The sequence below is a fragment of the Pseudomonas sp. KH_046_1 genome, assembly GCF_057839025.1.
Map to the genome: position 1 here is coordinate 3,771,310 of NZ_CM174481.1, position 13,862 is coordinate 3,785,171.

The following is a 13,862-nucleotide window of genomic DNA, read 5'->3' on the forward strand; positions in this document are numbered from 1 at the left end:
CTGTGCAATCTCCCGATCAGTAAGTCTCGAAGTGAACCCGACCCTGCTCACGCAGTTGCTGGCGGACGCTGCTCCAGTCCATCCCATGGTGGCTGCAGATATCGATCAGGGCCTGGACAATGCCCTGCTCCATGCTCTTCAGGCCGCAGACATAGAGGTGACATTCAGGATCGCGAAGCAGGCCGGCGATTTCGTCGCCCTGTGTACGCAGGCAATCCTGGACGTACTCTTTGGGCCTGTCGTTCATCCGCGAGTAAGCCAGGTGCAATTCCAGCCCCGGCACACCAAAGTTCACCAGGTCGTCGTGATAGGCCATTTCCTTGGGGGTCCGACCGCCATAGAACAGAATCAGGCGTCCGCCGGACACCGGCATGCGGTGACGCTGTTCGAGCATGCCGCGCATCGGTGCAATGCCGGTGCCGGTGCAAATCATCAGCAAGTGACTGCCGGCATGATTGGGCATCAGGTAAGTGCCACCGAAGGGGCCAAGCACTTTCACCTGATTGCCCTGAGCGAGGTCGCACAAGTGGTTGGAACCCACTCCCCGCACCGATTGGCCAGTGTGATCCGCGACGACCCGCTTGACCGTCAGTGCGAGATCGTTACCAAGCACCTCGCCGCTGCGGGCACTGGCAATGGAGTAATAGCGCGGCGCATGCGGGCGGCCCTGCTCATCGGTCCCGGGCGGCAGAATGGCAATGTTCTGCCCTTCCAGTACCGGAAAATGCTGGTCGCCAAAGTCGAGTACCAAATGGTGAATATCGCTACCGGTGCCATCGCCGGTCAGTCGACGATTGACGGTAATGGTGGCCAGAGCAGGATTTTCTTGAGTGAACAGTGCCTCGGCAGGCGCCGCGGCAGAGTGCGGTGCAGATGGCTGCAACGCCGCTGCCGGATCGGGGGCGCCGCCAATCACCGCGCCGGTTTCCACCGCCAATTGCGCCGGCAAACTGCTCCAGCCGAACTGATCATCGAGGCTATAGACCTCGCTATCAGGCACCAGACGCCAGCTGTCGATGGCACCCGTCGGGCAGCCCCAGGTGCATTCCAGGCAACCGTTGCACAAGTCGGCCTTGACCACATAGTTGTTGCTGTCGTGGGTGATGGCCTCGATGGGACAACTGGACTCACAGGTATTGCAGCGGGTGCACATGGCCGGATCGATCAGGTGTTGACGGATGTACTGGGCGCTCATGGACATGCCTTTGGGGAAGTTCGATGACCGCCGCATTCTCGTCGCTCGTTCGGGTAGTCCGGCATCCTCCATTCAGATGATTCGGTCACCCGCGCCCGGCGCGTCGGGTCTTGAACAGCCGTCTCACCAAAGTGGGGACCCGGTCCCTACTCCATTTGGATGAGTCTGCGAATATCCGGTTTTTACTCCGACTGAAGGATGGGACGGGTTGGACCGGGGGCAGCAGAGTGTCGGTCGTGAATTCACCCGACGGCCTTCACGCATAGCGCGCCGGGGCAACCAATACCTTTGCTGGAGAATCGAGATGCAAGCGAATGAGAAACCGGGCCGGCACGTAATCATCATCGGCGCAAGCGTCGTAGGGCTGATGACTGCAAAACTGCTGTCGCACCGATTCGAAAAGGTCACCCTGATCGAGCGTGACCCGTTCCCCGATACCCCGGGACCGCGCAAGATGACGCCGCAATCGAACCATTACCACATCCTGCTGCGCGGCGGCCTGCTGATGCTCAACGAGCTGTATCCAGACTTCACCGCGCGCATGCTCGAGCTCGGCTCCACCCCTGTTCGTGTCGGAGTCGATCTGCTTTATCACACGCCTTGGGGCACCGGTTATTCGCAGAGCGGGAGCATTCAGGCCCCTCGTGATCTCGACCAGTTGATCCTCGCTCAGAGCCGCAACCTGCTGGAGTTCAGTATCCGCAAGTTCACCCTGGAGAGCGCGAATATCGTAGCCATGCCAGGTTGCACAGCGACCGCGTTGCAACACGAAAACGGCAGAGTGACCGGGGTGGTGGTGCAGACCTCTGCAGGCACGCAGAGCCTGGACGCCGACCTTGTCGTCGACGCTGGCGGCCGTGGCAGCCGGGCTCCAAAATGGTTGGCCGACCTTGGCTACAGCGCACCACTGGAGACCCATATCGGTTGCGATCTGGCCTACACCACTACCAAGTTCCGCATTCCGGCCGGCATCGCCGACTCACATCAGATCCATGCCTTTTATTCGGTGATCCCGGATACCAAGGGCGCAGCCATGATGCACCACATCGAGAATGACACCTGGCATATCAGCCTCCAGGGGCGCGCTCCCGACTATCCTCCGCAAGACGCAGAAGGCTTCATGGAGTTCGCGCGCAATCTGTACAACCCGGACCTTTACGAGATGCTCAAGCATGCCGAGCGCGTGGACGATCTGTATCACATGCGCTTCCCGTCTGCGGTGCTGCGACACTATGAAAAACTCGAACGCTTCCCGGAGGGCTACCTGGTCATCGGTGATGCCATTTGCAGCGTCAACCCGGTTCATGGCCAGGGCATGAGCGCGCATGCCACCACCCTGCGCGCCCTGAACGAACTGCTCGATGCTCGTACCGCTGCAGGCGGCTCTCTGGATGGCCTTGCTCGCGAGTTCTTCCCTCGGGCAGTCGAGTTGATCAACAACCCCTGGACCCTCGCGGCGATGAGCGATTTCATCATGTATTCGGGTACCCAGGGCGACAAGCCGGCCAATCTGGAGCAGGTCTATCAGTACATGCAGGGGTTGGACATGCTCAGCGTCGAAGACGCCGAAGTGCATGCCCTGCTGGCCGACGTGTACAACCTGGTTCAACCGATCAGTGCACTGTTCGGCAATGACTTGCCAGCAAAGGTACAGGCCAGGCTCCTGGCCATGGCAGACGCCTGATAAGCCACTCCCCCTCACACCTGCCCGCCCTGGCGGACAGGTCGCTAAAGAACAAGAACCCAATGGAGCACGCTGCCATGCTGGGCTTAATGCAAGATCAACCCCTGTTGATTTCCTCGGTCCTGGAACATGCGCTACGGGCGCACCCACAGAGCCAGATCGCCTCGCGCACTGCCGAAGGGTCGATGCATCACTGCAGCTATGCCGATATCGGCCGCCGTGCCAAGCAATTGGCCGATGCCCTGACCACTCTGGAGGTGCAGCCCGGCGACCGGATCGCCACGCTGGCCTGGAATGGCTACCGGCACATGGAACTGTATTTCGGCGTGTCGGGCATGGGCGCAGTCCTGCATACCATCAACCCGCGGCTGTTCCCTGAGCAGATTGAGTTCATCGCCAACCACGCCGAGGATCAGTACCTGTTCTTTGACTTGTCGTTCGCCACGCTGGTCGAGCAACTGGCCCCCCGAATGAAGTCCGTCAAAGCCTTCATCGCCCTGACTGATCGCAGCCGCATGCCGGCCATCGAAGTGCCCAACCTGCTGTGCTACGAGGAACTGATTCAAGAGCAGAGCGAACAGTTTATTTGGCCGGTACTCGATGAACGGGCCGCCTCGTCGTTGTGCTACACCTCGGGTACCACCGGAAATCCGAAAGGGGTTCTGTACTCCCACCGTTCTTCGATCCTGCACTCCCTGGCGTTATGCACCCAGGACGGCTTCGGCCTGTCCTCGGCGGATTCGGCGCTGTTGGTGGTGCCGATGTTCCACGTCAACGCCTGGGGCATGCCTTATGCGGCGGCGATGTGTGGGGCGAAGTTGGTCCTGCCAGGCGCGCAACTCGATGGTCAGAGTCTCTACCAATTGATGGATGACGAAGGGGTCACCCTGGCGCTTGGCGTGCCCACGGTCTGGATGGCCTTGCAGCAATTCGTCGAGGCCCATGCGTTGAACCCGGCGATGGATTTGCAGCTCAACCGGGTGGTGATAGGTGGCGCCGCCGCACCACGGACCGTGGTCGAGACCTTCGAAAGGCGTTTTGATGCACGGGTCCTGCACGCCTGGGGCATGACCGAGATGTCGCCGTTGGGCACCGTCTGCCACCTGCTGCCCAAGCACCGTGATGCAACGCTGGAAGAACGACTTGATTTGCAGGCCAGGCAGGGACGGTCGTTGTTTGGGGTGTCGATGAAAATCGTCGATACCACGGGCGCCGAGCTGCCCCGTGACGGCAAGGCTTCTGGCCACCTGTTGGTCAAGGGACCGTGGATTGCCAGTCAGTACTATCGCGCAGAAGATGGGCCGATGCTCGATGACGCCGGTTGGTTCGATACCGGCGATATCGCCACCATCGACCGGGACAACTACCTGCACATCACTGACCGGGCCAAGGATGTCATCAAATCCGGTGGTGAGTGGATTTCCTCGATCGATCTGGAAAACGCCGCAATCGGACACCCTGCAGTGGCGGAGGCCGCCGTGATCGGTATTCCTCACTCCAAGTGGCAGGAACGGCCTCTGCTGGTCGTCGTCCTGAAAACGGGCAAGACCGCCAGCAAGGAAGAGCTGCTGGGGTTTCTGGAGGCCCATGTAGCGAAATGGTGGTTGCCGGACGATGTGGTCTTCGTTGAGGCGCTGCCGCATACGGCAACCGGCAAGCTGCAAAAAATCAAGCTGCGCGAGCAGTTCCAGGACCACTACGCGGCGCTATCAGGCTCGCCAAAAAAACACACTCAGTCTTGAGCTACCCATTTTTCGCATGCCCGAGAAGCACCTCCAAAACAGCGCTGACAGACAGTAGCCATGTCTGATTCAGTCCTGTGGGATTGAAGTTTTGCAGAGTTTATTGTGCCGTTTCGCAGGAAATTCGGGCACACCCTCGGCCCAGGAAATGCAAGCGGGTCCACGGTCCGGAGTTACTGGCCAAACACCGCACCGAATATCGGTAGTCGATTGCGGCCCTTCCCGACAGGCAACAATCGGCCAAAAGCAGCCGGTGACGATTGGCAAAGCGGGGCCAACAACCGTCTCTTACCCTTGAGTATTTTTTGCCGGGGGCGATCATGAAGCGATTCATCGAAGGTGACGGTACCTGCAAATCGACCGGCACATTCTCGAATGGGTTATTGCCGACAACTCACCAACTACCGCGAAAGCATTCGCGGCAGTTGGTGCTGATTGACAAGCGGAACTGCATCACGCCCATAGGGATAGTTGCCTATCGATTAAAGGTGGAAGGCTTGTGCAAATGGACTCCATTAAAAATGGAGTTCTGTCGATTAGTACCGATAGGTAACCTGCACTGAAACTCCATTCGCACTATTGTCATATTTGGCACTGTATTCCGGTTGAAGACCGGAGGTGTTCGACTGCGTTACTGATACTTTGGAATCCCAGAGATAACCATAAGCAAAGTCTATCGTCAGATCGGCATCCGGCGAATAAGCACCGCCCAGGGTCACGGCCTGGCGATTCCCAACCGGAACGCGCACGCTGCGATCGGCATTCCTGATAGGCGACGGATCATAAGCGTAGCCTGCGCGCAGCAGCCATTGTTGGTTCAATTGATAGGACGCGCCAATTGCGGTGGCCCAAGTGTCACGCCAGTTCATTTCTTCGGTCACACGTCCCAGGCCAGCCGCCTGGCCCAAGGGGGAAAGACCGCTGTTGACTGCCTCGACCTTCTTGATCCGGCTCCAACGTTTCCAGGTGGTCCCCAGGTATCCCGTCCAGCGACTATTGAAATGATGGGTGATGGACGTGTCCACTGATTCGGGCATAGTGAGGTCTATCTTGTTGTCATAGTTTCCATCCAGCGGAATAACGCCCGGGGAGCCGGAAACCTCAGTATGCCCTTCGAGTTCATAGTCCACCTTCGAGTGGTAGTTAATCCCCCAACGGGTAGCCTCGGTAAAGTCAACCAAGATGCCGACGTTGTAGCCAAGTGCCGTGTCATCGCCTTTGATGGTAACCAGAGTGTCCTCGCCGTTGTTCAGGGCGCCGGTGGCCAGGTAATTCTGAAGCTTTGCATTGAAACGGTTTATGGTCGGTCCGCCACCAATGGACACGTAATCATTGATTCGATAGGCAATGGTGGGCTGCAGGGTTATTTCCTTTGTCGTGCTATAGGAACCATGGTAGCGGCCCTGAAAAGAGCCCTCGTAATCATTGATCAGGCCACTCGGTGCATAGAGGCCCAGACCAATCGAAAAACGATCGTCAAGCGGCGTCGACATATAGGCGAAGGGCACGCCCCCCAAAGGTACCGAGTCTCCTTTATTCGTTCCTGAGGCACTGCTCTGCGCATCACTGATGTCGTCGCTCACCGAGATGACCGCGACTCCGCCGGAAATCTCACTACGCTTCAACTTGGTCAGGCCCGCTGGATTTCCAAAGATGGTGCTGGCGTCCAACGCGGAAGACGACCTTCCCGCATAAGCAGTTCCCGCACTGCTTGCACTCTGCTCATTAAGGGCAATGCCATTGGCGCCCGCGGTTGTTGAGGCGGTAAGTATTGCAATGGCGCCGGTAAACTTGATCCAGGCAGCAATTGCTCGCGGAGCGGAGAAATAAGGAATCGCACGGCCATTCAGTTTCATTTTCCACCTCTTTATTATTTTTTTGATTGCACACAGGCAAGGCTTCGCCTTCCTGTGCACTTGTCAGTGCCAGTTGAAGTTGACCGAAGTTGTGCAAAGGCCCTGGCGGAACAACACCACGACATGTTTGTTGGGCTTACGGCGGCAAATTCTGGCTCATTTGAGCCATTCCACTTGAAAGCTGTAGCGACCCAGAAGGCGGGCCAGGTTTTCCTCATCGGCCCCGGCCCGTATGCATGCGACTAGCCCACGACGACCATCCTGCACCACGTCTACCGCAATCTCCTGCAGACACAGGTGCTCCACTTCCTGCTGGACTACCCTGGCAATCTCGCGCTGCTGCAAGGCGGGCTTGAATATCTTGCCCACGGCAGTCAGAGGCAGCGCTTCGAGGATTTCAATGCGCTTGGGAACGGCTGCCCGCTCGCTGATGTGGAGTTGAGCGAACGACTCAAGTTCTTCAGCGTTGCAGGTGTGCCCGGGGCGCAGTTGAACGTAGGCGACCGGCACCTCGCCCGAATAGGCGTCGGGGCTGCCGATCGCAGCGGCCAGGGCGACGGCGGGATGCGCCTGCAGAGCCTCCTCGATTTGCTTGGGATCGATATTGTGGCCGCCGCGGATGATCAATTCTTTCTTGCGTCCGGTCAGCCAGAAGTAACCCTGTGCATCCTGGCGACCCAAGTCGCCCGTATTCAGCCAGCGCTGACCGTCGATATCGATCCAGAGGCCCTGGTTATGACGCTCCTCCAGATAGCCTTCGAAGAGATTCGGACCACTGATCGTGATGAGGCCGGTCTCATCCACATCAGCGTCGCGCAGGTACTCTCCAGAGTCATCGAGCAGGACCGCGCGCATATTCTGGTAGGCAATCCGTATCCCGATGGAGCCGATACGGCGCTCGCCATGGGGTGGATTGATTGAGGAGACGCAGGCGCCCTCAGTAAGACCGTAACCTTCAAGGATCTTTACCCCGGTCCGGCGCTCGAACTCGCGGAAAAGCTCAGCCGGCATGGGTGCGGCGCCACACATTGCAAAGCGAAGACTGGACAGGTCGCGGCCCTGCCATTCATTTTGCAGAAGTGCTGCATAGACAGTTGGCACGCCGGAGAAGAGGTTGATACCGAAGTGCTCGACCATCTCCCAGAATCGCGGGATCACTCCCTCGCCACGATACCCCTGAGGCGTCCCGAGGATCACATGGTCGCCTTGAGTCCAAGGCATCAGTCCAGTCACCAGTTGTCCGTTTACATGAAATAGCGGCAGGCCACAAAAGATAACCTGACCACCACTGCGTGGCTGCAAATGAGCGGACACAGCCCATGCATTGAATACTTCCGAACCATGGGTACGCGCGGCGATCTTGGGGAGCCCGGTGGTGCCGCCAGTACAAATGTAGGAGGAGCAGTCATCCTGGCGGATTTGTCGACCGCTTTTCAGGTGTGTGTGCGGCTGAGTACTCATCAGCGATTGCCAATCGTGGATCGCGATATCGCTGTGTAAGTCTCGCTCCTTCAGTGCCATGGCCTTTAGAGCCCCACGCACAGGTTCGGCGACATAGGGCTCCATGCTGACCCAAACGACAGACCTGACCGTGGGTAGCTGATCCAGCTGCGAAGCCAGTTTGGGCCACAGATCACTGCCCGCAGTCTGCGCAAGCGTTACCACCACGGATACCTTCGCGGCATTCAGCAAGCCAGCCATCTGCCTGGCCTCAAGCAGAGGATTGATCGCCATGACGATGCCCGCCGCCTCCCCGCCCCATATAGTGAAATGGGTTTCCGGCAGGTTGGGCAGGATGAAGGCAAGCACCTCTCCCGGTTTTATGCCCAGGTCATGGAAGGCATTTGCCGCGCGGGTGATCTCCGCGAAGAGCTGGGAGTAGTTCCACTCGTAGGTACGTTTGAAATCGGCGGCATCGGCGAAGAAGCTTAGCGCCGGTGCCTCAGGGAAGTACTCGGCCGCCTGTCGCAGCGCGTCATAAGTGCTGCAAGTCAGGCCTCGCTCCGACAAGGGGACTCGTTCGAGACTTTCGATGTCGTTCAGGGTCTGCACAACCATCAGGCTTCCCCCACGACTCGGTTGCGTTGCACTCCGAGGTCGACCACACCATCGGCGCTACGAATGCGCGCCTCGACCACGTCACCGGCCTTGAGGTACTGCGTCCGGCCTTCTTGCGCCTTGAGGAAAAGCTTCCACTTGGTGGCTTCTGGCAAAAGGGCTGCAATGCGCATTTTGCCAGGAGAAGGGATCGTTAGAGCGCAGCCGGCAGGAGTACCGGTGGCGATCAGGTCTCCAACGTCGAGATCTTGCAAGGCGGAGAGTTCGGTCAGGGTTTCAGCGGGGCCGTAAACCAGGTTGGCCGTGCTGTCATTCTGTCGCACCTGATCGTTGACCGTCAGCTTCAACTGCAGTGCCTTGAGGTAATGCATGTCCTTGGCATCCAGAAGGCAGAGGTACGGGCCGACTGGGCCGAAAGTGCGGTAGCTCTTGCCCTTGTAGAATTGCATCTGGGGAATCTGAATGTCACGCGCCGAGTAGTCATTGACAATGACGACGCCTGCAATGAACTCATGCAGATTGGCGTCGGTGACAGCAACAGCGCCGCTGATCGAGCGCTTCATCACAAGGCCCAGTTCGATCTCGTAGTCAAGGAAGCGCACGTGGCGCGGCTTGATCAGGTCGCTGTCAGCCGCTACCAGGCAACTCGTCGCCTTGGTGAAGATCATGTTGAATTTCTTCGCATCCGGGTCCATGCCCGACTCGATCATGTGCTGACGATAGTTGGCGCCCTGGCAGAGGAACTGCTGGTTACGGGTCACCGGCGACAGCAGCTTTACTTCGCCCTCCTCCAGCTCAGGGCCTTTCAGTTGAGCGAGGTCGTCGATACTGTTCTGGCGAATGAAGTCACCGGTGGTTTCGAAAGTACCTGGGACAACCGTGATACGGCCTTGGCGTAGCACGCCCCAATGGATACCGTTCTCGAATTCAAAACGGACTACGTGTACAGCAGACATTGAAGGCACTCCTGGAGCGGCGTTTGTCCCGAGCTCGGTGGCACGAGAACTGAGGTGTTGTTCTGTGGGTGGGCTGGCGATGCTGTAGATCAACGAACCGCCGACGATCAAAGCGCCGGCTTTGAGCACGTCTCGCCGGCCATACCGAGTCGATTTGCCCGACATGACGGCAGCTCTACCCGAACATCCGCATAAGCGTTATCAACTTGCGAAAGGTTAAGTCCGGGCTGCTTCGCAGGTTACGGATCAGTGCTCGCAGATTGATCAAGCTCATCTTGGGTTTTGTGAAACTCTTGGGCATGCGCTGCCCCCACTGCGCCATTGCCTCGGGACTCACGGGATGTATGCCCGTAGGTTGCCTGGCCGTAAAAATATCCCCATCGCAGTAGTGCTCGTGCTTATCACCCCAAGGGTCTTGCCAGTAATCGAAGATCTGACTGCCCAGGATGTGCCGACCGATTCCCCATGAGTGCTCCCAACCCCGCTCTCGCAGGACCCGTTGCCCCATGCCCACCGCGTCTGCGTCGACAACTTCATAGGCGCTATGGCTGTAGGTCGCCATGAACCCCTGCGCGATCGCGAGCGTATGGTGATCCGCGGGCGTTTCACCGAGATCAAGGCGCATGAAGGCGACTATGGGGGTGCCGTCGGGCAGTACCTGCACATCGCTGGGAATAAACCCGAAATGCTGGGTATACCAGGCACAGGTCGCTTGGTAGTCAGCCACCTCAATTACGATGTGACCAAGTTTGATTACTTCAGGCGGTGCAATCGGTGGACGCTGCGTGGCGTTGATTCGCGATTGCTCTTGCGCCAGATTCCAAGGAAGTGGGGCTCTGTGTGCCAGGGTTTTACTTGGCGTCTGGCCACAAACTGCTTCGACGGTAAACCCTGAAGGATCGGTCAGTCTGAGGTAATGCCCGCCGCCAGGATGTGTCGATGTCTCGATCGATGACGCACCTGGAATTTGCGTCAGCTTTTCCAGATCCTTGAGCGATTGGACTGCCAGCCCGAACCCGACAAAGCATGCATTTTCTGCACGCTGGACACGGTAACAATAGGGAGCCGGTTCAGTGCCGCGCAGATAGAGCGTTTCGGCGTTCTGATGACTGACGGCCAGGCCGAAGTCCGTCAGGAAATGCGCCGCCTCATTCAAGTCGGGCCTTTGAAAGATCAGGTGAGTCAGGCCTTGGGCTTTAACCGTCGGTTGCGGATGCCGGACAGGTTGTTGTGTTGCCAACCGGGGCATTTCATTTTTGTTATTCATTGTTCTTGTTTTCCAGTTTTCAGGGCAAAGCGATCCCCGAACCCCTGAAAATTCCAGGGGTGTTTTTTTTTGAGTCGGTTACAGCGCTCAGTCGAGAGGAGGAAGTGCCGGCAACTCTTTGGTTGCCAGTGCTCTAGCCTCCTCGAGAGGCACACCTAATGCCCGCAGCACTAGTTCCGCTGTGTCAGATCCCGATTCGCGCCACGTTCTGTGCCCTTCCAGAACCAGGAAAATCGAGCCCAGGACGCTGCTCGATATCAACGTCAGTACTGAGAGCAATTGCTCCTGCGCAAACTGGTAGCGCCCATTGGAAAGCCCGCTCAGAAGATCCGTAGTCGCCTGGCTGCTAAACATTTCGCGCAACGAAGAATTGCTCATGGCGAATTTATGGATGAACGCTCCCCACTGTGAGTCTTCGTGCGCTCGACGAATGAAGAACCGAATGCCATTGGCAAGGCGCTGAGCCGGATCGGAGAGGGAATTGAAGCTCTTGTTGACGCGCTCATGCATCTCCCTCGCGAGATGGCTGGCGACCGCCTCGAACAGGCTTTCCATGCTGTCGATGTTGCTATAGACCGTTCCGCGCGCCACGCCTGCCTCTTGTGCGAGGTCGAGAATGTTCACTTGTGAGGTGCCTCTTTCAGCGAACAGGCGAAAGGCAGCTTGATGAATGCGGCGCTGTGTTGGATTCAGGGATTCCACGGTTCTCTCTCCAGGATTACCTCATGAAGCGATTGAACACCTGTGTTCATTTTCCGTCAACCATATTTTTAAGCATGTAGTTTTTTCTGCCTGAAAAACGGCCTTAAGCCAGGTCAATTAAAGTCCTACGTTATTGACACAATTGAACACGCATGTTCAATTGTGTTGTATTTCAGGCTTGCCTTCTCGGCACATCAAGCCCTGCGCGGGCTGGCCAAATTCTCATCAGCTGAAGGACAGAACATGACCGGCTCAAAGCTCTTCAAACCGCTTCGATTACCTAACGGCACGGTGATTCCAAACCGAATCGCCAAGGCTGCCATGGAGGAGAACCTTGCCGATGAGGATCACGCTCCTGGGGAAGCACTGGTCAAGCTCTATCGGCGCTGGGCGGAGGGTGGGGCCGGTCTGATCATCACTGGCAACGTCATGGTTGATCGCCACGCCTTGACCGGACCCGCCGGCGTGGTGCTCGAGGACGATCGCAACCTGGGCAAATTCAGGCTGTGGGCCGATGCTTGCCGCTGTCGCGGAGCTCAAGCCTGGATGCAAATCAATCATCCTGGACGGCAGCTATTGGCTTCAATGGGGCAACCGGCAAGAGGCCCCTCCGCCGTTGCGGTCGAGATCCCCGGCCTCTCAAAAGCTTTTGTGCCACCCAGGGCCTTGAATGAGCAGGAGATCGAGGAACTGATTGAGCGCTATACCCAAGCGGCGGTGTTGGCAGAACGTGCCGGATTCACCGGCGTGGAGATTCATGCAGCACATGGCTACCTGTTCAGCCAATTCCTTTCGCCCTTGACCAACCAGCGTAACGACTGCTGGGGTGGCAGCCTGGAAAATCGTGCGCAAATTCTCCTGCGAACCATCGATGCAATACGTCAGCGAGTAGCACCGATCTTTTGTGTCGCTGTGAAGCTCAATTCCGCCGACTTTCAGCGCGGCGGTTTCGATGCCGAGGATGCGGCTTGCGTGGTGGAAATGCTCAACGCCAGGGCGGTCGACCTGGTCGAGTTGTCGGGTGGCAGCTACGAAAGCCCGGCAATGCAGGGGCAGACCCGCGATGGCAGCCGCTTGGCTCGAGAGGCGTATTTTCTCGAGTTCGCGGAGAAAATAGGAGAAATAGCGCACATGCCGCTGATGGTCACCGGCGGCGTGCGTAGAAAGGAGGTGGCGCAGCGAGTGGTGAGCGGTTCGGTGTCGATGGTGGGGCTTGCCACCGCGCTGGCAATCGAGCCGGCCCTGCCAAGCCAGTGGATGGCAGGTCAGGACACCGAAGTGGAGCCCATCGTCGTCCGCTGGAAGAACAAGGCGCTGGCATCGCTTGCAGTGGCGTCGGTGATCAAGAAGCAGCTCGGCTTGCTGAGTCAAGGGAAACGGACAAAACCCAGGACGTCGCCACTCATGGCATTGATCGGCAATCAGCTGAAGTCTCGTCGCCAGGCGAAGAACTATCGGCAATGGGTTGGCCGGGTTTAGCCGGCCAATGTAGGGGGCGTTCTCAATTAGTTTCCCCGCCGCGTTGTCGCCTTAAAGCGGGCCAGGCAAGGCGCAGGCCGCTGGGAATGGTTGCTCCCTTTCCAAGGCCTGCAACGCAGCCTGGCCCACTTTAAGGCACAACCCGAAGGGCCGGGCCTGCTGTTGTGCAGGGCTGCGTTGCTCGAAGCTTATTTGGAATGACCAAACCACGCTTCTCGCGCCTTGCCCTGCACAACAGCAGACCCGGCGCGGTGTGGAAACTAATTGAGAACGCCCCCTAGGGTAGCGGCTTACCGGCGATTCTCTTGGCTCTGGCAGGTGTTACGCCCAGAGCCTTGAGAATCATCTCGGCGACCCGCTGGTCGTGTTCCGCCACTACACGCCCTTCGACAACCGAGCGCATGGCTCCGGTTGTGCACGATACGACCATGTCCAGGGCGACCCCCTCGTCCTCATAAGCGAGAGTCCCCGCGCGCAGACCTTCACGCAGATCGCCCAGCACATGAGCAGCCAGACGCGAGCGCATGGTCTGATCGGAATGGATGATGCGCAGCAGTGCGTTGGCCCATTGATGGTCATACGCGGCCCGGCATACGAACATACGCACACCAATCGAAAGCCGCTGCGCACCGCAGTGCACGCCCGAACTCAGGGCGGAAATGGCATCGGAGAACTCACTCGCCATGGCGATGCCAACCGCCTCGAGTACTTCGTCGCGCGTTCGAAAATAGTTGTAGATGGTGCCGTTGGACACCGCGGCCTCCGAGGCGACATCGAGCAGCGCAATCTCCCCCACCTCCTTACGTGCGACAAGACGCAATGCCGCATCCACCAGGCCGCGACGGGTGCGTTCACGCTTCTTGTGCCCCCGAGTGAGAGGCTCTTGTTCAGTTGCTTCTGAAGGAAAAGTGGGGGAAGGCATC

General features: G+C 58.2%; 10 protein-coding genes. 3 read left to right on the forward strand and 7 right to left on the reverse strand.

What is annotated here, in order from left to right:
* Positions 1-16 precede the first annotated feature (16 nt).
* The gene (boxA, locus tag AC3IT9_RS17340) at positions 17-1,231 is read right to left on the reverse strand and encodes a benzoyl-CoA 2,3-epoxidase subunit BoxA (protein ID WP_489270494.1); all 1,215 of its coding nucleotides are present in this window, start codon (positions 1,229-1,231) and stop codon (positions 17-19) included.
* Between the two features lie 268 nt (positions 1,232-1,499).
* On the opposite strand from boxA, the gene AC3IT9_RS17345 reads away from it, so the two are divergent.
* Both AC3IT9_RS17345 and AC3IT9_RS17350 read left to right on the forward strand, forming a co-directional pair.
* Positions 1,500-2,879: an NAD(P)/FAD-dependent oxidoreductase gene (locus AC3IT9_RS17345; protein ID WP_489270495.1), complete on the forward strand. Its 1,380-nt coding sequence runs from the start codon at positions 1,500-1,502 to the stop codon at positions 2,877-2,879.
* 77 nt (positions 2,880-2,956) lie between these two features.
* A complete protein-coding gene (locus tag AC3IT9_RS17350) occupies positions 2,957-4,621 on the forward strand; it encodes a 3-(methylthio)propionyl-CoA ligase (RefSeq protein ID WP_489270496.1) in 1,665 nt (554 codons plus the stop codon).
* Positions 4,622-5,157: 536 nt separating this feature from the next.
* Here the strand turns inward: AC3IT9_RS17350 and AC3IT9_RS17355 are convergent.
* The 5 genes from AC3IT9_RS17355 to AC3IT9_RS17375 form a co-directional block, all read right to left on the reverse strand.
* The gene (locus AC3IT9_RS17355) at positions 5,158-6,477 is read right to left on the reverse strand and encodes an outer membrane protein transport protein (RefSeq protein WP_489270497.1); all 1,320 of its coding nucleotides are present in this window, start codon (positions 6,475-6,477) and stop codon (positions 5,158-5,160) included.
* Positions 6,478-6,633: 156 nt separating this feature from the next.
* Positions 6,634-8,535 carry an acyl-CoA synthetase gene (locus AC3IT9_RS17360; RefSeq protein ID WP_489270498.1) on the reverse strand — a complete coding sequence of 634 codons (1,902 nt, stop codon included), beginning with the start codon at positions 8,533-8,535 and terminating at the stop codon, positions 6,634-6,636.
* On the reverse strand, positions 8,535-9,491 hold the full coding sequence (locus tag AC3IT9_RS17365) for a fumarylacetoacetate hydrolase family protein (protein WP_150725496.1): 957 nt from the start codon (positions 9,489-9,491) through the stop codon (positions 8,535-8,537). The genes AC3IT9_RS17360 and AC3IT9_RS17365 overlap by 1 nt, the downstream gene beginning before the upstream one ends.
* Before the next feature lie 175 nt (positions 9,492-9,666).
* Positions 9,667-10,758, reverse strand: a complete 1,092-nt coding sequence (locus tag AC3IT9_RS17370) for a VOC family protein (protein ID WP_489270499.1) — start codon at positions 10,756-10,758, stop codon at positions 9,667-9,669.
* Between the two features lie 87 nt (positions 10,759-10,845).
* Positions 10,846-11,460: a TetR/AcrR family transcriptional regulator gene (locus tag AC3IT9_RS17375; protein ID WP_150756094.1), complete on the reverse strand. Its 615-nt coding sequence runs from the start codon at positions 11,458-11,460 to the stop codon at positions 10,846-10,848.
* Positions 11,461-11,703: 243 nt separating this feature from the next.
* Here AC3IT9_RS17375 and AC3IT9_RS17380 point away from each other — a divergent pair, with 243 nt between their 5' ends.
* Complete coding sequence (locus tag AC3IT9_RS17380) at positions 11,704-12,939, forward strand: NADH:flavin oxidoreductase/NADH oxidase family protein (RefSeq protein ID WP_489270500.1); 1,236 nt, start codon at positions 11,704-11,706, stop codon at positions 12,937-12,939.
* Between the two features lie 277 nt (positions 12,940-13,216).
* On the opposite strand, the gene AC3IT9_RS17385 is transcribed toward AC3IT9_RS17380, so the two are convergent.
* A complete protein-coding gene (locus tag AC3IT9_RS17385; RefSeq protein WP_489270501.1) occupies positions 13,217-13,861 on the reverse strand; it encodes a TetR/AcrR family transcriptional regulator in 645 nt (214 codons plus the stop codon).
* Between the last annotated feature and the right edge of the window lies 1 nt (position 13,862).